This is a genomic window from Pseudonocardia sp. N23 (assembly GCF_002583555.1).
Taxonomy (GTDB): domain Bacteria; phylum Actinomycetota; class Actinomycetes; order Mycobacteriales; family Pseudonocardiaceae; genus Pseudonocardia.
Map to the genome: position 1 here is coordinate 29,148 of NZ_BEGX01000149.1, position 19,571 is coordinate 48,718.

Below are 19,571 nucleotides of genomic sequence, written 5' to 3' on the forward strand. Positions count from 1 at the left end.
GAGGATCTTCTCGCGCACGAGGGTCGGGATGTCGGCGTAGGCACTCGTGGTGACCTCGCCCGCGACGTGCACCTGACCGGTGGTCACGAGGGTCTCGACGGCCACGCGGCTGCGGGGGTCCTGCGCGAGCAGCGAGTCGAGGACGGTGTCGCTGATCGCGTCACACATCTTGTCGGGGTGACCCTCGGTCACCGATTCGCTGGTGAACAACCGCAGGCTGGACGGGGACATCTTCGATCTCCTCACAGTCGGGTATGGCGAGAAATGCAGCCATGATGGAACGAGAAGCTCTTTTGCTTAGCCGGCCGGAACTCAACCACACGTTTTGATTCAAGAAGCATGGACGTAGCTGGCCGCTTCTCGGCATGCCGAGCCAACTCAGTAAACCCCGACAAAGGAGGAGGCTATTGCACAGAGTCGCGGCGGGATCAATTCATGTGCGCAGCAAGCAGAGCTGCGCCAATCTTGCGGACATGAGCAGCGAACGACGCGATACCTGGCGACGACTTCTCAGGTCCACGTCCATATCGGGCGCGAACGCGAGGAAGAGTCGCCGAACGGCTGTAAGCGATAACAGGAGGACGGCAACTAGAATCGCGATTTCACCATGAGAACCGTGCGAACACCACGAATCGACTCGTTGGCCACGTGTCAGTACGGCGTGCCCGGCCTCTGCAGCCTGCTGAGCGGTTGCCGCCGCGATCACGCCTACGGACTGCTCACTGACAACAACCATACGAATGTCGTCGTGGACAGGAGCAGTCGGCAGGTGTGCATCGTTGCTCGTCGGTCGATACGGGCCGGCCGCTTCGGATGAGGACAGGCCGCAACAGAATACGATCGAACAAGCTCCGGCGACCACAAGGCCTGCCAGCAGGGCGAGCAGTGGCCGAAGCCAGCCGCTGCTGCGTTGCTTGTCCACGACCTCAAGAGTAGGTCGGTGCATCTGCCGCGGTCTTCGGACCCTGTTCCAGACAGCCGAGGGTGAGCTGAGGTCGGGCTCGGATCGCCCGGCCTCGGCCCGTAGGACCTCGGCTCGCGGTATTCGACGAGCGCCGTCACAGGCACGTGGGGAGCCCAGGTCGGCTGAGGCGGGCAGCCCCGCCGAGCAGGGCCGACAGCGACCCACTGCACCGGACACAACCTGGCAGGTCGGGCCCCCGACGGCGAACCCAAACCCGCTCCGCCTACCCTCGGGATACGAACACCTCCGCGAGGAGTCCAGGGTGACGACAGCCATGAGGCGAGGGGCGGGCTCCATGCTGAGTTCCGTCGGACTCGCTGGCGGCCTGTGGGGGCTCACTCACCTGATCACCCATGCCCTGCTCACCGAGGCGCCAACCGACACGGGCGCGACCGCGCAGGCCGACTCGCTCGGCGCCCTGACGATCGCAGCCCTTGCGCTGCTGGTGGTCTCGGCCACCGTCCTCGCCATTCTCGGCAGCCCCGCGTCAGCGCGCCGCAGCACCCGATCTCGAGCGAAGTCCTCCACGCTGGCGCTCGCCGCCACGGCCCCTGCGGTGTACATCGCGATCGAGATCGCAACGCACGTCGGCTCCCACCACGACGGCGCACCACCCGTCGGGCTACTCGCCGTCGGCGCCGTTGCGCATGCTGGCGTGGCGCTCGTCGCCCGCCAACTCTGGGCCATCTTCCTCGACCGCGCCATCCCGGCGATCGCTGTCTTCAGCGGTAACCACGCGAGTCCACCAGCACTCGCGTGTAGCACCGGCGCGGTCGTCGGCCTGGTCCGACGGACCCCCGTCGGCCTGAATCCAGGACGCGCCCCACCCATGTGACCCGGGCTTCGCCATCTACCTGACCGGCCATCCGGACAGGTCGAACTCGCGTGCGCTCGCGGTGTCTCCGCACACACGCACTCATCACCGAATCTCTGGGGTTACTGCTCGTGTCCACAGCAACCGACCGCTCCCTGTACAAATCGCTACGAATGAGCCTGTGGCGGGCGATGCAGACCGCCGCTCCGCAGGCCGAACAAGGCGAGTACACCGACCCCCAAGACCTGCCCCCGCTCGACATGAGCGATTGGGATCCCACGTGCCGCGACGCGTTCGTGAGTCCCGAGATGACCTCGTTCGTCGACGCGTTGCGCGTCGAGTCTCGATCCGTCCGCGACTCCGTCCTGGCCGACCTCGCCGAGCACTACGACATGACTCCCGAGCAGGCACGGCAGGCCTGCTTGAAATGGGAGGAGACGAGCGTTGACGAGTGGCGCTCGACGAACGCCTCGGACAGCGACGCGGGACGCGTCGAGTTCTACCGAACCACTCAGTCCTGGAGCTTCGACCTGTCCTGGTGGGCCTATCTGCAGGCCGAAGGACGAGCCACTCCATCGAACGTGATGGCGTTGCGATTTACTCAGCAATACGCCCCCGGTCGCCGTCACCTCGACTTCGGATCTGGAATCGGAGTGACGAGCCAGCTCTTCGCACGAAACGGCTGGTCCAGCACCTCAGCGGACCTGTCATCGACCCTCCTCGACTTCGCACGGTTCCGCCACAAGCGGCGTGGTGACGACATCTCCTACATCGACCTCCACACCGAGAAGCTCCCCGCAGGCGCGTACGACGCGATCACCGCAATCGATACCCTCGCCCACGTCCCCGACGTGTACTCTGCCTGCCGCGAACTGCACGCAGCCCTGGGCCCCGACGGGATCCTCGTCGCGAATTTCGACATCAGAGCCGCCGCTCCGGAGACGGAATGGCACCTGTACGACGACGACCTGCGACCGATCTACGACCTCCGTCGAGCGGGGTTCGTGCCGATCGGCACGGTCGGCTACGGAATGGTGGGCTACCGCAAAGTCGCCACCCACGGGATCGGACATCATCTCCGCGTCCTCGGCGCATGGCTCACATTCGTGAGCCCGCCTCGGCGCACCGCCCGAGCGCTCGGCAAGCCAGTGCTCCGTTCGCTGCTGAAGCTCCGGACACGGCTGCGCGGCCACGACGGCTCAAGTGAATCGCGGTAGCGGCCGGCCGTACCGCCGGTGACCTGGAAGCCACGGGCTGAGACGCAAGTGGGCGCGACGTGAGGTGGACCCCTCGCGCGCAGAGCAGAACGGATGGCGGCCGCGGTTACCGCGTCTTCGCGGCCGCTGCCATGTACAGCGAATGCCGCCGCCAGCCGCCGCCCAACGGGCTTCTTCCGAAGCGCTCGGCTTGGGGGCGCCGCTGGGTCAAGCCCGTTGGCGGGGCGCAGGTCGCTATGCGTCAGAGGAGAGGAGTACCTAAACATGAAGGTCAAGTCAGTACTGCTGGCCAATCGCGGTCGGCGCGATGGCCCTGGCCGGGGGCGGGGTGGCCTTCGCGGCCACCCCGGTGCCGCCGCCCTCGACGAGCAATCAGGTCGACCTCGCCGAACCGGGTGATTCCCCCGACGCGCCCGGAGCCGTCGACAACGGTGGACCCGGTGACCCGGGCGGACCCGGCGACCAAGCCGACGCGCCCGGCCAGGCCGGGGAGGCCCCCGACGGAGTCGATGGACCCGGCGGACACGCCGATCCGCCGGGCAATGTGGACCACGAGGGAGGCCCTCGGGAGAAGTAGCAATCGTCCGACCGGCTCGGGCGCCGCGCCCCAACCGGCGCCCGAGCCACCGGTCTGCCGTTGCCGTACTCAGCCGACACCGTCGCGCGGGCGGTGTCTGATCAGTTAGCGGCCGACACGTTCGCCCCGCGGCGGGCCGTCTGACGCCGGCTCTCCTCGGCGTCTCATCGGCACCTCGTGATGGCGGAATTCATGACCGCACGGGGGTTGTCCCAGCGGACCCGACCATGACCAGATGGTGGACCGCCGGTCCGCAGCGGTTGTTCGGGAGACGCCGGGCCGCCAGACCGCAATCGGTCAGCCCGGTCTCGGATACGGCTTGGGGTCACGGTGCGCCGGTGACCTGCCTAGGGACGAGCCGCGGCGGCGATATTCCTTGCGCCCGGTGATGGCTCGGCCGGCCGGGGTGCATCCCACGCGGCCGCGGGTCAAGTATCAGTTCGGGCCTCCCACCGATGAGCGGCCTCGGCAACGGCCAGCAGGGCGCATGCGGTGCCGAGGAGCGCTCCGCCGAGAACGTCGCTCGGGTAGTGAACGCCCAGCAGAACCCGGGAACATGCCACTGTGGCGACGATCACCCCCGTCACGATCACGACCGCTCCCCACCGGAGAAGGCCCGCCCGGCGTCTTCCCACTTGGTGCACCCCGAGTAGCAAGAGGGCGAGCACGCAGGCGACGGCCGCGGTCCCTGCAGTATGGCCGGACGGAAAGCTGAATCCGGTTGCCGTGGTGAGAGCCGGTTCGAGCGCCGGCCGGGGTCTACCGATTCCCTGCTTGAGCAGCGTCTCGGTAGCGAGCTCGCCGAGCCTTGCCGTCGCCAGCGCGATGAGTGGTAGCCACACGGCGGATCGCGAATGTCACTGCGGTCAGACCGCAAACGACATCGACGGCCACAGGGCTCCCCAGGTCGGTGATTACCCGAATCGGCCCGATGAGGCCCGGACGCGAGAGCATGAATCGGTGCGCCGCGAATACGACCGCGACATCGACACGGACGAGCGGACCCCACGACAGCGCCACAGTAACTGCTAGCCCGATCTCGAGGAGCAGCAGCGCAGCCGCACCGAACAGACAGCGGCGCATCACATGCCGTCCCGCTCCCGCGCCCGTCGACTCAGGAAAAGCCACACTCCGCCCAGGACGACCACGAACGTGATCGAGGCGACGGCAGCCCGGACGATCGGCCGCGAGATGCCGGCTGCCCCCGCGGTACCGTCGGGTGCCCCGACGACACCGACCGAGTAGGGTCCCGCGAGATGCTCGACCGTCGGAGTCGCCTCCGCGATCAATGACCTGAGCGCGACCTCTGCAGCACGAGGATCGGTCGCGACCGCGGAGAGCCAGATCATCGGCGTCTTGGGCACGACCGTCGCCGCCAGCGAGAGCGAACCCGCCGGCACCCCTGCCACGTCGGCCGCCTGGACGAGCCAGCGTTGCTCGTTGAGGATGGCTACGGCGACAGGCGCTGCGTTTCCGGGATCCAGCGTCGTCCCGCTTGGATCGACCTGCGCTCCGGCGGCGGGGTTTGGCAGCAGGATCACCTCGGCGCTCGCCTGGTAGGACGCGGCGGGCAGCAACAGGGAGACGAGCGCGATGGCGGCGGCGGCTGCCGCCACCGAGGTACCGAGCATGAGTCGTCCTACGCTCGTGTCCGGCCGCAGGACGGGTCGGCGGCGGGCGGGCTCCGTTCCCGCGGGTACGGGCGCCACGGCCCCATCGGGACCGTTTGCGGTCACGTCCTCACCATGTCTGCGAGTCTGCTGGCCCCCGGGTGAGTATCGGGTTATCGGTCGGGCTCACGACGGTAAAGATCGGATCCGCCGAGGTTCGTGCCGGGCGTGACGGCGTCGCGATCATTCCGAGGACCAACACACACGAAGCTGATCGCGGCCAGGAGCGGCACAGAGGCGGAGGTCGCCACCGTGTCGTCGAACCACACCTGACCGGCAACGAAGCCAACAACGAAGCGACGAAAGGATCGACGACGAGCACAGCCGACACGACGGACGCCACGCCGACGCCCTCCCCTAACGGTGTGGGCTGGAGCCATGGCCCGTGATCCCCAAGTTAGGGACGACGTAGAGCCCTGGATGGGTGAAGGCGGTGATACTAGTTGTGAGTTGCCACCGACCTGCTTGAGCGCGACGGCGATGATGCAGATCCCCGTCGCGAGGGCGACCCCCGGTGACGCTCGAGGCGCCGACGGGCGGCGGCGACCGCCGCTGGTCCGCGGCCATCAGAAGCCGCTCACGCGGAGTCCGGTCATCGACCGTGCGGCGAGCTCAGCCTTCACCACTGCTGCTGCATCGGTACCCACCACCCACTGCGGTGGGATCGGCACGGAGCCACGGTCACGGCGCTCGATGGCCATCGCGAGTTCGTCAGGCGTGCGGGGCCACTCGGCGATCCCGGCCCGCTCGAGGACCGCAGCGTTGGCGCGGCCGTGTCCGGGGATGGGCAGATAGGTCAGCGCAGGGAGTCCGGCGACCAGCGCCTCGGTGAGCGAGAGCCCTCCGGCGTTGTGGACGAGCACGTCAGCGGTCGCCATCAGGGCCGGGACGTCGTCGCGCCACCCGAGCGCCGCCACGCGAGGGTTCCCGGTCCATTGGCGTCGGAGGGCGTCGTTGCGACCGCAGAGGACCAGAGCGCGGGCGCGTGGGTGGCGCAGGATCGCCTGGACCGTGCTCGACACGTCGCCCATGCCGAGTGATCCCGCGCTGAGTAGCACTATGGGGGCGGGCCCCGGCAGGCCCAAGGAAGAGCGGTCGACGGCGTCGACCCGGAGGCGGAATGTAGGTGCGCACAGTGGACCCACCGGCTGTGCAGTGACGCCGTAGCGAGCGGCGTCAGTGGCGGTCGCGCCTGTGACGGTGAGGTGCCGATCCACGTCCGGGTCGCACCAGAGGCTGTGCGGCGCAGGGTCGGTCAGGTAGGTCATCGAGGTCGCCGCGAGCTCTCCGCGTCGGCGCAGCCGGCCCAATGTTCGACTCGCGAGCGGGTATGTCGAGACGACGACGTCCGCATCACCGATCCAGCGTGCGACATCCGCCTCCGCCATCGCGCAGATCGTCTCGGCGGCCCGGCGCAGGGCCCCGGGCCGCTCCAGGCCGCGGAAGAGTTTGTCGAAGACCTGCGGCGCGTGCTGGACTGTGGGGGCGTACATGTCCTTCAGCAGCCATCGCGCAGCTGTGGGGAGTGCAACGATGTAGTCGTGGACCTCGACGTCGATACCTGACTCGACGAGGCGGCGGGCGAGCTCGCGGGCGGCGCCTTCGTGTCCTTGCCCGACGGTCGCTCCGAGGACGACCACGCGGCCGTGGCCGAGCGAGTGCGGTGCGGCCGACCGCACGGCGACTGACGGGACACGTGGACGGCGGGGCCGTGGCCGCGGACGGGTGCGGCGATCTGCGAGGGATGCTGGCATGGGTGGGACCTCGAATCACGGTCGGGAGTGGAGGAACGAGCGGCGCCCTGCGGCTCGCCCGGAGCATGCGGGACGCCGACCGCGCTGCGCCGAGAGTGACCACCGGCGGTGAACTGCCGTCGTGTTCCGGTTCGGAGTCCGGTAAGAGCGGCCGGCCTATCACCTCAGGCTGATCCAGAGCAGGCTCGCCACCCCGGCCGCGATGCAGTAGACGCCGAACGGCCGCAGTGACCGCTCCTCGAAATACCGGGTGAGGAACCGGACCGACAGATACGCCCCGACACCGGAGAGGAGGCTTCCCACCAGGATTTGGGGACGCACACCGTCACCCAGAGGCCCGGCAAGGTCGCCGAGCTTGAGAACACCGGCAGCGAGAATCACCGGTGTCGCCAGAAGGAACGAGAATCTCGCGGCGTCGCTGCGGTTGAGCCCGAGTGACAGACCGGCCACCATCGCTGCGCCGGACCGGCTGATCCCCGGCAGCAGCGCCGCGATCTGTGCACTGCCGATGGCGACTGCGCGCGGGCCGCCGAGCAGTGACAGCCTGCGGTCTGTCACAAGCGGGTCGACGGCCGGCAGGACCACCGTGTCGTCGGCGGCACCAACGTCGCCTCCGATCCTGATCGGGGCTTCCGTCCCCACGCGGGTGCGCAGGCGCTCCCCGAGCAGCAGGACGAGGCCGTTGATAACAAGGAACGCAGCAGTCGGCACAGGCTTGCTGAATACCGTCCGGAAGAGGTGTTCAAGGGTGAGACCCGCGATTCCCACAGGGATCGTGGCCAGGATGAGCAGCCACGCCAGTCGCTGATCGGGCGTCGCGATCTCGCGCCGGGCGACGCTCGTTGCGAGGCCACGCAGGATTCGGAGCCAGTCCTTGCGGAAGTAGATGATCAGGGCGATCGCGGTCGCGACGTGCAACCCGACGACGAACGCGAGATAGGGCGACTCCGGGGCGCTGACGTTGAGGTCTTGCGCCCACGATCCGCCGACGAGGGCGGGGAGCAGGATGCTGTGTCCAAGGCTCGAGACGGGGAACAGTTCGGCAACGCCTTGCAGCGCACCGATCACGAGCGCCTCGGCCCAGCTGAGCCCGCTCATGCGCGGGTCCTGTGTTCGACGATGTCCACGCCTGTACCTCGGCTGGCGTCGCATGGATCGTGACACCGCATACGGAACCCTGGCGCAACGTTGTCCGTTCGCTTGCCTTCGCCGCGGCCGAGGTCGCAACAGTTCCAGCGGCACCGTTCCAGGTCCACTCTTACCGAGCTCCGACCTACACCACGTCCGGGATTCACCGCCGGTGGGCAGTGTGGCGTCGTGCCCGGCGACAGGTCCGACGGTTGGGCTCCGCCATGACGGGGGCCGCATGCCGCGAGACCGAGGAAAGGACATCATGACCACCGAGAACTTCCAGACCGGCGATCACGTGACCGCTCCACGTGTCAGGTGTTCCGACGCCGAACGCGAAGCAGTGTCAGAGACGCTGCATCGCGCCGTTGGAGAGGGGCGGCTCACCATTGACGAGGGCGAGGATCGACTCGGGAAGGTCTACGAGGCTCGCTACCGGGGCGACCTGGCCGCACTGACCGCCGACCTCCCGGCCGACGAGCCGGTCACCATCTCGAGTCGGCTGTCCACGGCGTGGGCCGCTGTCTGCACGAAGGTCGCGCTCCAAATCGCGATCCTGTTCGGCCGGCATGCCGCCTCCTGGCGACGTCGGGCTCTAGCGGCGCTCGCGCTGCTCGGTCCGGTCCTGGTGGTGCTCGCCCTCGCCGCGGGTGTGCTGCACGGAGTCACGGACTGGCAGGATGCGGACCACGGCTACGGCCATCACGCCGTCCAGGGACGGGACGGAGGAAACCCTGAAGGGGCGTGACACGACCGGGAGCAGAGAGTTCGGACTATGCGCGGGGATGGCGGAGGAGACGGTGTGGCGGTGCAGCGGGTCCTGGTCGTTGACGACGACCGCGCGATCCGGGACTCGCTCGGCCGCGCGCTGGAGCTCGAGGGGTACGACGTCGATCTCCTGGCCGACGGCGTCGAGGCACTCGCCCGGCTTCGACGGGCGACCTTCGACGCGCTCGTGCTCGACGTCATGATGCCCGGGATCGATGGGCTGGGCGTGTGCCGCGTTCTGCGCGCCGACGGCGATCGCACGCCCATCCTCATGCTGACCGCCCGCGTCGAAACCGCTGATCGGGTCGCCGGTCTCGACGCCGGTGCCGACGACTACCTGCCAAAGCCCTTCGAGCTCGACGAGCTCCTGGCGCGTCTGCGGGCGCTGCTGCGCCGTGCTGTGCCAGACGCGACCGCGCGCGGGGCGGAGTTCCAGGTGCTCCGCACCGGACTTCTTCGGGTCGAACCCGGTGCTCGTCGAGTCTGGTGGGCCGAGACGGAGGTGAGCCTGTCGAAGACGGAGTTCGACCTCCTGGAGCTGTTCGCCCGAAACGAGGGCATCGTGCTCGACCACACGACGGTGTACGAACGCATTTGGGGCTACGACTTCGGACCCGACTCGAAAAACCTCGCTGTCTATGTCGGGTACCTGCGCCGCAAGCTCGGCGCCGTCGGCGCGCCGGTCCTGATCCACACCGTGCGTGGAGTCGGCTACACCCTGCGGAGCTCGTGAGCCTGCGGGCGCGGTTCGCGCTGGCGTTCGCCGTCGTCGCGGCCGTGGTAGCCGCGGCAATCGGTATCCTGAGCTACGACGCGGCGTCCGAGCGGATCATCGGCGAGATCGACAACTCTCTGCGGTCCGCGACAACTGCGGTTGCCGGTGGGCAGACCGACATCCTCGCGGCTGTCTCCGCCGACGGGCGCGGTCATCGTCCGGCACAGCGTGTGTTCGTCGCTCAGACACTGGCTGCCGACGGCAGCGTGACGCATCTCGGTGGCGACGCCTCGCTGCCCGTGTCGGCCTCGCAGCTCGCGGTCGCCGCGACCGGGTCGGCCACCGACACCGACGTCACGGAGGTCGAGGTCGGGCACGCCCAGTACCGGATCCTCACCACCGGGCTCGGGGTCGGGCGCGGCGCCCTCCAGGTTGCCACGGACGTCGAACCCACCCACGACGTCCTGCACGGCATGGCTGTCGAGGTTGCAGTACTCGGCGCGATCGTGCTCGTCGTCGCTGCGGCAGCCGGTTGGCTGCTCGCCGGCCGGATCACCCGCCGGCTGGAGAGGCTTGCCGCGACCGCCGAGGACATCAGCCTGCACAGCGGTACCGATCGGACAGTTCCGGTCGAAGGTGGCGACGAGGTGGCCAGGCTGTCGGAGTCGTTCAACACGATGCTCGGGCGGCTCGCCACCGCCCGTCAGGACCAGGAGCGCCTCATCCAGGACGCTGCCCACGAGCTTCGCACCCCGCTCACCAGCCTGCGTACCAACGCGGCGCTCCTGCACCGGCTCGACGAGCTCAGCCCCGGGTCGCGACAACGTCTCGTCGACGATGTGCGCAGCGAGACGCGCGAGCTCAGCGAGCTCGTGAACGAACTGGTGGCGCTGGCACTCGCCGGCGTCGGCGACGACCCCGAGGAAGATATCGACCTGGCCGATCTCGTCCGGACCGTCGCCGGCCGGGTGGAGCGGCGGACCGGCCGTGTCGTCCACGTCGATCTCGACGGCACCTGGGTCCGCGGGCGCCGGCAGGGGCTCGAACGCGCCGTCGGCAACCTCGTCGAAAACGCGACCAAGTTCGATCACGACAACGCCCATCCTGTGGAGGTCGTCCTGCGCGAGGGCCGCGTGACGGTGTCCGACCGTGGACCCGGCATCCCGGCGGACGACGAGGAGCGAGTGTTTGACCGCTTCTACCGGGCCGACAGCGCCCGGGGGTTGCCGGGCTCCGGACTCGGGCTGTCGATCGTCCAGGACACCGTGCTGGGGCACGACGGCACCGTGTTCGCGCAGGCGCGCCCCGGCGGCGGCGCGGTGGTCGGCTTCGCCCTGCCGGCCGATCGGTTCCTCACGAATTCTGAGACGGACCACGCGCTCAGTTCACCGGCGTCGAGGAATTCCGACGAGGACAGCGAGCGAACTCACACGTAGTCCTGGCTCGGAGTGGCAGTCGGCTCACGTGAACAGGCTCTGTCCCCAGAACTGACCCGGCGCCACACCGGGTGGGCAGGCGAACAGACCGCTTCCGACGTGCTGGATGTACTCGTTCAAAGCATCGTTGAACTTCCCGGCCAGCGACCGTTGGATCGTCACGAACTGCCGCCGTGGGTCTCGCTGGAAAGCCATGAAGAAGAGCCCGGCGTCCAGCCTGCCGAATTCATCGGTGCCGTCGACGAACGAGTACCCCCGCCGGAGCAGCAGCGCCCCACCGTTGTTGGTCGAGTGGGCCAGGCGGACGTGCGCCTTCATATCGACGACGGGCTCCCCGTTCGACCCCTTCGCCTCGAGGTCGATCGGGTCGAACTCCGCAGGGCGGCCAAGCGGTGAACCGCTTCCCTTCGTCCGACCGATCACTCGCTCCTGCTCGGTGAGCGACGTCGAGTCCCATGGCTCGATGAGCATCCGGATGCGCCTGGTCACAAGGTAGGTCCCTCCGACCATCCACGGCGGTCCGTCCCCGTCCTGCACCCAGACGTCCGAGTTCATCGCGGCGGCGTCCTCGGCCTTGATGTTCGCCGTGCCATCCTTGAAGCCCATCATGTTGCGCGGAGTCGTCTGGCGGGACGAGGTCGAGCTTGTCCGGCCGAAGCCGAGTTGGGAGTACCGCACCGCCGCGGTCCCGCGCGCGATACGTGCGAGATTCCGGATGGCGTGCACGGCGACCTGGGGGTCATCGGCACAGGCCTGAATGCACAGGTCTCCTCCACTGATCGCGTCGGTGAGGGCGTCGCCGGGGAAGCTGGGTAGGTCGGACAGCTGCGGCGGGCGCATCGCGGCGAGCCCGAATCTGTCCACCCCACGCGAATCCGTGAACAGAGTTGGTCCGAAGCCGATCGTGACGGTGAGGCGGGACGCTGTGAGGTCCAGTGCCTCCCCCGTGTCGTCGGGCGGTGTGCCGGGGTTCCCGGTCACGGCGCCGGTGCCGACGTCCTCCCCTGCAGTCATCCGCGCCGCGGCATTCGTCCACGCGACGAGCAGGGCCGTCAGGCCTGCACGTGACACAGCCGGACCGAGATCGAAGACGGCGAAGTGCAGACGGTCCTGGGCTGGTGTCGCGATCCCGGCCTGGTGAGGCCCGAAGAAGGCGACGGCCGGTTCCCGGCCTGTCAGCGAGCGGGCGACGCCGACGCCGCCCGCCGCGGCACCGATGACCGCGGCTCCGCCGGCCAGCCCGAACAGTGTGCGGCGACTGATCGTGCTGGCGCTGTCGTCAGATCCGTCGTGGTGGGTCATCCGCCTGTTACGACGCTGCTGATCCTGCCCAGGGGTTCCGAGATCGCGTCGACCTCGACCGCGAGGGCCTTAACGTCGTCGGGGGTGAGGGCGTCGTAGGACACGAACGGGCTCCCCGGGATCAGGCCCGCAGCCCCTGGCTTGGCAGCATGGGTGCCCAGCAGATCGACAAGAGCTGAGAAGCGCTGCTCTAGTGTGGTGACGAGCTGTGGGTCCTTCGCCTGGATCGTGGGACGCAGCGCGGTGTAGACGTGCTTGGCGCCGTCTACGTTGCCGGCGAAGTCGACGAGATCGATGCGGGAGTACCGCTCCTCCTCTCCCGTCACCTTGGATTTCGCGACCTCGTCGAGCAGGGACTTGGCGCCGTTCCCCATCATCAGCGGAGTGAAGTCGACGGTCTTGATCAGCGCCGCGAGCTTTCCGACGTTTGCTGTGAGGTTCGTTGCCAGGGCCTGGGCTCCGGTGATGGTCTTCTTCTCGAACAGAAGCTGTTCGATGGCGTGAAACCCGACGAAAGGCGTCCCTTCGGTCGCGTCGTCGATCCGCATGTCAATCAGGGGGTCCAGTTCGCCGAACGACTCTGCGATGGGCTCGATCCGCTCGTAGTGGATTCGGGCGGTCGGGTAGGCCTGCTTGGCCGCGTCGAGATTGCCCGAGCTGATGGCCGCACCGAAGGCAGAGGTCGTGTCCACCAGCGCCTGTGTCTCGCTCTCGACGTAGGACCGGTAGGAGTCGACGGCAGCCTTGAGGTTCTGGTCCCTGGTCAGCGTGGGTGCGGTTCCGCCGGTGACGATGACCGCGGTCCGGATGCCGTTCCCCACCATTCCGGGTTTGCAGGCGACCTGGTATTCGCCCGCCGGGAGGTCGACGATCAGGCTCCGGATCGTGGCGGGGCCGACGTTCTCGACCTCACCGACAATCCGGTCGCCAGCTGCGTAGACGTACACCTCGGTGACCAATGCTGCAGTGTTGGTCACGTCGAAGGTGTGACGGCCGGCCGCCAGCGAGGTCGTCGCGACGTCGCAGGTCGTGTCACCCGCCTTCACCGCGATCGGCGCGTCGGCGGTACTCACTCGTGCCGGGCCGGTAACTGCGTCCTGCGAGGAGCAGCCGGCCAGCAGCAGCACCACGATTACGGGTGCGGCGACGGCCACGACGCGAGGCGATCGTGTTCTCACAGCTCTCCTTGTCTGATGTTCACCACGCCGGCCGAGTGGAGCTCAGCGGTCATCGCTCCCGCGCGCGGCGACGCGGGAGGTACCGGTCCCGGCGTTCTCGGCCGGGGGTCGATCCCGATCGATCGACCGGTTGCGCGGGTTCGGGCGGCCACCGGTGAAGAAGAAGGTCATGACCACCACGAGGTACAGCGACCAGACGACGGCCTGCACCCATGACGTCTGCGCGGTGAAGTTGAAGATCCCCTTAAGCAGCGCGCCGTACCAGGTTCCGACGGACACGTGCTCGCTGACGTCGAACGCGAGTGAGTTCCCGCCTCCGATCACGCCGCCTTCCTGGAGGTCGCGAACGGCGTAGGACAATACTCCCGCGGCGACGACGATCAGCCCAGCTCCGGTCCAGGTGAAGAACTTCGCCAGGTTCAGGCTGACCGAGCGTCGGTACAGCAGCCACGCGAGCAGCACGGCTGTCAGGATTCCCAGGGTGAATCCGATGACGGGGTCGGTGGTGCTGCCGGCGGCGTGGACCGCGGACCAGAAAAAAAGCGCTGTCTCGAGGCCTTCTCGGGCAACGGCGAGGAAGGCTGTGAGCCCGACCGCAAAGAGCCCGACGTCCAGCGCTGATGAGAGTCTGCCGTCAAGCTCGGTCCGCATGCCGCGCGCGGTGCGCCGCATCCAGAACACCATCCATGTCACGAAGACGACAGCGAGTACCGACATCGATCCACCGAAGATCTCCTGGCTCCGGAAGTCAGCGAGCAAGGTGGTGGACGTGTACGTCAGCAGCGTCCCGAAGCCGATGCTGACGACCACTGCCGCGCCGACGCCGGCTGCGACGGTCGGCAGCCGGTCGCGGCGGTCGACCTTCACGAGATAGGCAACAAGGATGCTGACGACGAGAGCTGCCTCGAGCCCCTCTCGCAGACCGATCAGGTAGTTGGCAAACACCTGAGGCCCCCCTCACTCGGCAACTATCGAGCGATAGTAGTAACTCCGATTAGCCTTACCTAAACGCCCTGTCGAGCGCAAGAGCGACGTCGCTGACGACGCCGAGTCACACCTTGTTCTCGACAGAGCGCTGAGGGCCGGGCGCTGGGTTGGACCGGTAGGGTCGGTGCGACGCCGGTGGCCAGCGATGGTCGGCAAGAGCTGGAGGCGGACATGGTGGGGCGTCGCAACCCTCGCCCCAAGGGTTCACTCGAACTAGAGATCGTCGCCGGCATAGCCGCGGCCGACGGCCCTCTCACGGCTGCGGAGGTCCTGTCGGCGCTGGGCCGTCCGCTCGCCTATACGACTGTCCTGACCACCCTCACACGCTTGTTCGAGAAACAGGTGCTGACGCGCGAGCCGCGCGGACGGGCCTACGCCTACCGGCTCGTGGGGAATCGGACTGAGGCCGAGGCGTGGCTGACCGCCCGCGAGATGCAGAAGGTGTTGGACACCGGGAACGACCGTGCCAGTGTCCTGACGCAGTTCGTCGGTAGCCTCGACGAGACCTCAGAGCAGCTGCTGCGGGAACTGCTGCAACGACACCCAGGCTTGGAGCCGGTCACGAAGTCGTCGTCGGGTCACACCGACGGGCCGCCCGAATGAGGCCCGCGACCGTCCTCATCATGTCCGCACTGGCCCTGACCGGCTTCGGCGCCGGGCCGTTCGCTGTTGCTCTGGCTCGCCGCGCAAATCCCGCCCTTGCCACTGTCCTGCTCACCGCCCTCTCCATCTGCGTGGCCGGCGCGACAGTCGCGATAGCCGCCCTCACCGCCTACGTGGGCAGCGTCGGGATCCTCCCAGCGCTGCACCCGGCCGACTGGTCGGCAACCGAAATCGAGCGCGACCTGCCGGTCCCACCAGTGCTCACGGCGGCCGCCGCCGTCCTCGCCGTCGGTGTACTCGTCCGAGGCTGCGTCCGCCTCGCCGCGATCTCGAGACAGGCCCGCTTGACAGCAACGGCGGTCGGAGCCATGCCCGCAGCCGGCAAGCTCGTAGTCGTACAAAGCGAACGAGCCCACGCCTTCGCCGTTCCGGGTAGTGGCGGGCGTGTCGTGGTCTCGACCGGCATGCTGCGCGCTCTTACGGGGCCGGAACGCCGGGCGCTCCTCGCCCACGAGCTCGCCCACCTGACCTCATCGCACCATGTGTTCACCCAGCTCGCATGTCTCGCAGCCGCTATAAACCCGTTAATGCGACCTGTCTCGACCGGCGTAGACCTGGCCGTCGAGCGCTGGGCCGACGCCGCCGCCCTGCGAGCGGTCGGCGATCCGCATGTCGTCGCTCACGCGATCGGTAAAGCAGCTCTCGCGCAAATAGGACCGACCATCCACAACTCGCTCGGCGTTGCTCGAAACGACGTGGTGGTCCGCATCTCGTGCCTGCTCGACGCGCGACGCACCTCACCATGGCCCACCGCGGTCCTTGCCGCGGCCACTATTCTCCCGCTGGCGGGAGCGGCGTTCGTCGTACTGCAATTTCACGGTGTCGTCGAGGCCTCCGAGCTGGCGGGAAGCTAACACTTCGCCGGCGGCGCCCTGGCACGTCACCGTGTGGGCGCCACTCCGTGCTTGAGACAACGGAGCGACCACCGCCCCATCAGCACGCCGCCCGTCCCGCGCCCCATCAGCACGCCGCCCGTCCCGGAGCTCCGGTAGCGCCGAGAGCGTGTGCGCCACGACCCGGGCCATCGACCCGTGTCGGCGTCGTGCAGCAGCACCGTTACGCCCCCACCGCCGCCAGCGTCGCACGACCCCGAACGGCAGACGCGCCGGTCGCGGTGAAGGTCCAGTCGCGCCCCCACGCGGTCCACAAGGATCCGGCCGCAGGTCCGCGTCCGTTGCTGCCCGAACAGGCGCCCCCCAACAGCACCCGAGCGGGCGCCGGTACAACCGGGGCGTGACCGGCCAACCGCCTCGACGAGTCCATCGCCCGGCGCAGGTCGGCCAGCATCCGTCGACGGCTCCGCAGCGCCGTGAACATGGGGTCCCAGCCATGGATCGCGAGTTCACGGCCCCAAACGTCGAGCCGGCGCCCACCTCGGGCGCGAGCTTCAACATCGGGCCCCACACGACGAAATCGCAGGAGCTTCGAACGCAGCGAGTACGTCGAGAGCCGCAGGCGTCGATCTCGGGTCGGGCCCGTCGTCGACGGTGAGAGCTCTGCGCAAAGCTGCCGACCGACCGAGAATACGAGCACGACGTGACCGCGTACCGATCCGATGGCTGTGGGTCGGGGGTACGACCTGGACGCAGACCGCGACCGCGCACAGCCCAGGACACCCGCTTCTAGCTTGCCTTCCACTCCATAACCTTCGCCGCCCCGATCGCCGTTACGATCATTCGCGGGAGGGTCTGTCGGACCACATCATCAGCCCAAGCGCCACGACGAGACACCCCCCGGCCAAGGCTAGCCCGACCCACCCACCAATCAGCAAGATCATGACGATCGCTAACAGGATCGCGACAACAGCGGCCGCGAGCGCGAATCGAATCACGCCGATACTCTCCCAGCTCGCTCTCAGCTCGATCCGCCGGGGATATGCACGCCGCCGCACGAGGCGCAGATCTTGGTGCAGCTAGCTAGCTGATCACTGGTGCCGCGGCGGACAATTGGCACAGTGGATGCGTCCGACCTTTCGACGTCCATGTGTCGGTTACCGAGGCCGACGCGCTCGTCGCGCGCCTGCTCGCAGGTTATCGGGGCCGGTCGGGTCCGAGGTCAACGCCGTCGCTTCGCGTCATGATGTCAACGCACCTGCGGTCCGAACAGCTGCTCGGCGGCGCCACCCACCGCCCACGCAAGGAAGTTGTAACCGCGCGCAGGGTCGACCTTGAACGCGTTAATCGTCGCAATGTCGGTTATGCGCATAAGCGTCCCGTCGGGGTCTGGGGCGTGTACGATGTAGCCGCGTTCGAGGAACCACATGGACGTGGCGCTCGTCGGATCGCTGCCGTGATCCTCGAACACGACAGCGACATCGCCACTGCGAACCAGCTCTGACGCGCTTAACGCTGCGACTTCCGCACCCTCCACGTCGAGTTTGCACAACACAGGCCCCCCATCGGGCGCAACTGTGGTGAGTAGTTCATCCAATGTCGCGGTCGGAACACGCCGACGACGGCCCGTGACCATCATTGGAAGGCTCGTCTGCGCCACGCTCGAGGCCGCACTTTCGCGGGCCTCAACAAAGTCGACGGTCTCGCCGCTGCGCGACCAAACAGCTGCCTGCAGCGTGCGGAAGGTGTCTCCGTTTAGACGATTGTTGTCCGCTAGACCCCGGAATGTGGAGGGCGAGGCCTCTACGGCCAGCACTCGTTGGGGGCCCTGCTGAGCTGAGCCCGCGATCACCGCCCACCATCCAAGGTTGGCTCCGCAGTCCAGGAACGGCATGCCCACCTGCACGGCCCTATCCACGATGGGGAGCAGTTCGGGTTCGTAACGTCGCTGCACGAACAAGCTCCGCATCCAATAGCCATCCCGTGGATGAGCGCGGAAGCGGCCTCCACCGGGTGCGATAAATTCGGCATATGCGCCGGAGGACGCTAGAGTCCCTAACATGCGGCACGTTGTGTAGTGCCCGCGCCTGACGGTGTGGTTGACGACGAAGAATGCGGCGCGTAATACGACAATAACGGCAGCGTCCCTGATTCCAGGGCCACTGCCACAAAATCGGACGGGCTGTCCGTCATTGATCGATGATTGAACGTGATCCGTCATCATTACGATTCACCCCAGTCTGGTTGCCTGGCTCCAGCCTGTGCTCGGCGAGGCAAGCGCTGAGTAAGATGTCGGCCGTCGTAGCGCAAGCGATAGACACGTTCCGATCGTCAGTATCCTGCCCAGATATCGGGCACGGTGGATCTGCGCCCAACAATCGAGCTCGCAGGCGAACTATTGACCGCCTGGTTTGGGTTCGGGAAACCGGAGGTCAGCGTCGGCCGACGTCTCGGGCCGGCCCCCTGTCCTTTCCGTCAGCTTCCTCGCGACCCCCTTCGCGACCCGCGATACGAGGGCACGGGTCGGGCGGGGGTCGCGGACGTCGAACACGGCATGGGTCGTGGATGGGCGCGGCCTTAACGCCGCGAGCTGTCCCGGACGACGATCCGAGATCGCGCCTGCAACGACTGCGTAGATGTCGTCCTCGGCCCGGAAGATGCTGCCGGTCCTATAGCCCTGGACCAGTGGCTTTGCACCGCGCAGCAGGTCCGCCCAGATCGCCGGGAGGTTCGCGCCGGCGGCGACCGCCAGGGCCAGCGAGTGGTAGACGCGCGGGTTCAAGTCGATCACGTGCAGTCCGGAGTCCGACTCGATCAGCTGGAGGTTGAACAACCCGCTCCAACCCAGCTCCGCGACGAGCCGCCGCACGCCGGCGTCGAGGGCGGCGTCCGGCTCGATGGTGTGCGCGTAGGAGACGACGCCGCAGTCTCGTGGCCACGTCCGGGTCGCCCGCTTGTGCACGCTGATGACGACCTCGCCGTCCCACGCGACACCGTTCACAGTTCGCAGAGCGCCCGCAAGGTAGGGCTGCACGAGCCCGACCTGGCCCGGCAGATCGCGGAGCGCGCCGACCAACCCGCCCCGATCGGCGACCCTGACCACCTCGAACCGCTCGAGCCGACCGTCGCGGCGCATCTCCGACTGCAGCGGCTTGACTACCGCGGGGAACGTCACGTCAACCTCGTTGACGTCGTCGAGGGCGACCCTCGTGGTCGGCGGCACAGTCAGCCCGACGGCTGTGACGATGCTGTCCAACCTGTTCTTGTCGCAGGCGCGCAGGACCTTTTGCTCGTCCGGAGCCCCGACCGCGACGCGCTCCGGGAACAAGGACCTGTGCTCGGCCAGCGCGAGGAGCGCGGCTTCGGTCCCCGGCAGGACCATCCTCGCCCCGATACGTTCCGCCGCGCCCGCGAGACAGCGTGCAAATCCGGCGCCGTCCACCCGCGGGTCGATGACTGGGACCACCCCCGCCGCCGCACTCGACAGGGCTCCGTACGAACTCTGGTCCGTCGTCGCGACCCAGGTCTCGTAGCCGGCCCGGTCGAGGCCTCGCAACGCGGCCAG

Annotated in this window: 18 protein-coding genes; 7 read left to right on the top strand and 11 right to left on the bottom strand. The window is 68.0% G+C overall.

The window, feature by feature from the left end; translation table 11 throughout:
* Positions 1 to 231 (bottom strand): S-adenosylmethionine synthetase N-terminal domain-containing protein (locus TOK_RS30260; protein ID WP_305775573.1); only part of this gene is annotated, 231 nt, incomplete at its 3' end.
* A 202-nt stretch (positions 232 to 433) separates the two neighbouring features.
* Complete coding sequence (locus TOK_RS32180) at positions 434 to 922, bottom strand: hypothetical protein (protein ID WP_141566626.1); 489 nt, start codon at positions 920 to 922, stop codon at positions 434 to 436.
* Between the two features lie 304 nt (positions 923 to 1,226).
* Here TOK_RS32180 and TOK_RS30265 point away from each other — a divergent pair, with 304 nt between their 5' ends.
* Positions 1,227 to 1,799 carry a hypothetical protein gene (locus tag TOK_RS30265; protein ID WP_253258748.1) on the top strand — a complete coding sequence of 191 codons (573 nt, stop codon included), beginning with the start codon at positions 1,227 to 1,229 and terminating at the stop codon, positions 1,797 to 1,799.
* 110 nt (positions 1,800 to 1,909) lie between these two features.
* Positions 1,910 to 2,995 (top strand): bifunctional 2-polyprenyl-6-hydroxyphenol methylase/3-demethylubiquinol 3-O-methyltransferase UbiG, encoded by a 1,086-nt coding sequence (locus tag TOK_RS30270; protein ID WP_098961434.1) that lies wholly within the window; start codon positions 1,910 to 1,912, stop codon positions 2,993 to 2,995.
* A 1,005-nt stretch (positions 2,996 to 4,000) separates the two neighbouring features.
* Here the strand turns inward: TOK_RS30270 and TOK_RS35595 are convergent.
* From TOK_RS35595 to TOK_RS30295, 4 genes are all read right to left on the bottom strand, one after another.
* Positions 4,001 to 4,414, bottom strand: a complete 414-nt coding sequence (locus TOK_RS35595; protein ID WP_098961411.1) for a phosphatase PAP2 family protein — start codon at positions 4,412 to 4,414, stop codon at positions 4,001 to 4,003.
* Positions 4,415 to 4,654: 240 nt separating this feature from the next.
* Positions 4,655 to 5,203, bottom strand: a complete 549-nt coding sequence (locus tag TOK_RS30285; RefSeq protein WP_098961412.1) for a hypothetical protein — start codon at positions 5,201 to 5,203, stop codon at positions 4,655 to 4,657.
* Positions 5,204 to 5,808: 605 nt separating this feature from the next.
* Positions 5,809 to 6,921 (bottom strand): glycosyltransferase, encoded by a 1,113-nt coding sequence (locus TOK_RS30290; protein WP_253258749.1) that lies wholly within the window; start codon positions 6,919 to 6,921, stop codon positions 5,809 to 5,811.
* A 234-nt stretch (positions 6,922 to 7,155) separates the two neighbouring features.
* Positions 7,156 to 8,094, bottom strand: a complete 939-nt coding sequence (locus tag TOK_RS30295) for an undecaprenyl-diphosphate phosphatase (protein WP_098961414.1) — start codon at positions 8,092 to 8,094, stop codon at positions 7,156 to 7,158.
* A gap of 295 nt (positions 8,095 to 8,389) precedes the next feature.
* Between TOK_RS30295 and TOK_RS30300 the strand changes: the two genes are divergently transcribed.
* The 3 genes from TOK_RS30300 to TOK_RS30310 are packed head-to-tail and all read left to right on the top strand — an operon-like array spanning position 8,390 to position 11,043.
* Positions 8,390 to 8,872: a DUF1707 domain-containing protein gene (locus TOK_RS30300; protein ID WP_098961415.1), complete on the top strand. Its 483-nt coding sequence runs from the start codon at positions 8,390 to 8,392 to the stop codon at positions 8,870 to 8,872.
* Positions 8,873 to 8,926: 54 nt separating this feature from the next.
* Positions 8,927 to 9,625, top strand: a complete 699-nt coding sequence (locus TOK_RS30305) for a response regulator transcription factor (protein ID WP_305775574.1) — start codon at positions 8,927 to 8,929, stop codon at positions 9,623 to 9,625.
* On the top strand, positions 9,622 to 11,043 hold the full coding sequence (locus TOK_RS30310; RefSeq protein WP_098961417.1) for a HAMP domain-containing sensor histidine kinase: 1,422 nt from the start codon (positions 9,622 to 9,624) through the stop codon (positions 11,041 to 11,043). The genes TOK_RS30305 and TOK_RS30310 overlap by 4 nt, the downstream gene beginning before the upstream one ends.
* Before the next feature lie 24 nt (positions 11,044 to 11,067).
* Here the strand turns inward: TOK_RS30310 and efeB are convergent, their stop codons facing one another.
* From efeB to efeU, 3 genes are all read right to left on the bottom strand, one after another.
* Positions 11,068 to 12,345 (bottom strand): iron uptake transporter deferrochelatase/peroxidase subunit, encoded by a 1,278-nt coding sequence (efeB, locus tag TOK_RS30315; protein WP_098961418.1) that lies wholly within the window; start codon positions 12,343 to 12,345, stop codon positions 11,068 to 11,070.
* Complete coding sequence (gene efeO / locus TOK_RS30320; protein WP_253258750.1) at positions 12,342 to 13,499, bottom strand: iron uptake system protein EfeO; 1,158 nt, start codon at positions 13,497 to 13,499, stop codon at positions 12,342 to 12,344. The genes efeB and efeO overlap by 4 nt, the downstream gene beginning before the upstream one ends.
* Before the next feature lie 66 nt (positions 13,500 to 13,565).
* Positions 13,566 to 14,468, bottom strand: coding sequence for an iron uptake transporter permease EfeU (gene efeU / locus TOK_RS30325; protein ID WP_098961419.1), 903 nt, complete (start codon positions 14,466 to 14,468; stop codon positions 13,566 to 13,568).
* A 177-nt stretch (positions 14,469 to 14,645) separates the two neighbouring features.
* On the opposite strand from efeU, the gene TOK_RS30330 reads away from it, so the two are divergent.
* Entirely contained in the window at positions 14,646 to 15,113 is a 468-nt protein-coding gene (locus TOK_RS30330; protein WP_253258751.1) for a BlaI/MecI/CopY family transcriptional regulator, read from the top strand.
* 20 nt (positions 15,114 to 15,133) lie between these two features.
* Positions 15,134 to 16,027 carry a M56 family metallopeptidase gene (locus TOK_RS30335; protein WP_172457874.1) on the top strand — a complete coding sequence of 298 codons (894 nt, stop codon included), beginning with the start codon at positions 15,134 to 15,136 and terminating at the stop codon, positions 16,025 to 16,027.
* 1,228 nt (positions 16,028 to 17,255) lie between these two features.
* Here the strand turns inward: TOK_RS30335 and TOK_RS30340 are convergent.
* Positions 17,256 to 17,960, bottom strand: a complete 705-nt coding sequence (locus TOK_RS30340) for an FkbM family methyltransferase (RefSeq protein WP_172457875.1) — start codon at positions 17,958 to 17,960, stop codon at positions 17,256 to 17,258.
* 441 nt (positions 17,961 to 18,401) lie between these two features.
* On the bottom strand, positions 18,402 to 19,448 hold the full coding sequence (locus TOK_RS30345) for an ATP-grasp domain-containing protein (RefSeq protein ID WP_141566627.1): 1,047 nt from the start codon (positions 19,446 to 19,448) through the stop codon (positions 18,402 to 18,404).
* Between the last annotated feature and the right edge of the window lie 123 nt (positions 19,449 to 19,571).

What these genes read in the sequence shown, in the direction of transcription:
- TOK_RS30300 (WP_098961415.1), top strand. Translation starts at nt 8,390, where the DNA reads ATGACCACCGAGAACTTCCAGACCGGCGATCACGTGACCGCTCCACGT.
- efeB (WP_098961418.1), bottom strand. Translation starts at nt 12,345, where the DNA reads ATGACCCACCACGACGGATCTGACGACAGCGCCAGCACGATCAGTCGC.
- TOK_RS30285 (WP_098961412.1), bottom strand. Translation starts at nt 5,203, where the DNA reads ATGCTCGGTACCTCGGTGGCGGCAGCCGCCGCCGCCATCGCGCTCGTC.
- TOK_RS30335 (WP_172457874.1), top strand. Translation starts at nt 15,134, where the DNA reads ATGTCCGCACTGGCCCTGACCGGCTTCGGCGCCGGGCCGTTCGCTGTT.
- TOK_RS30295 (WP_098961414.1), bottom strand. Translation starts at nt 8,094, where the DNA reads ATGAGCGGGCTCAGCTGGGCCGAGGCGCTCGTGATCGGTGCGCTGCAA.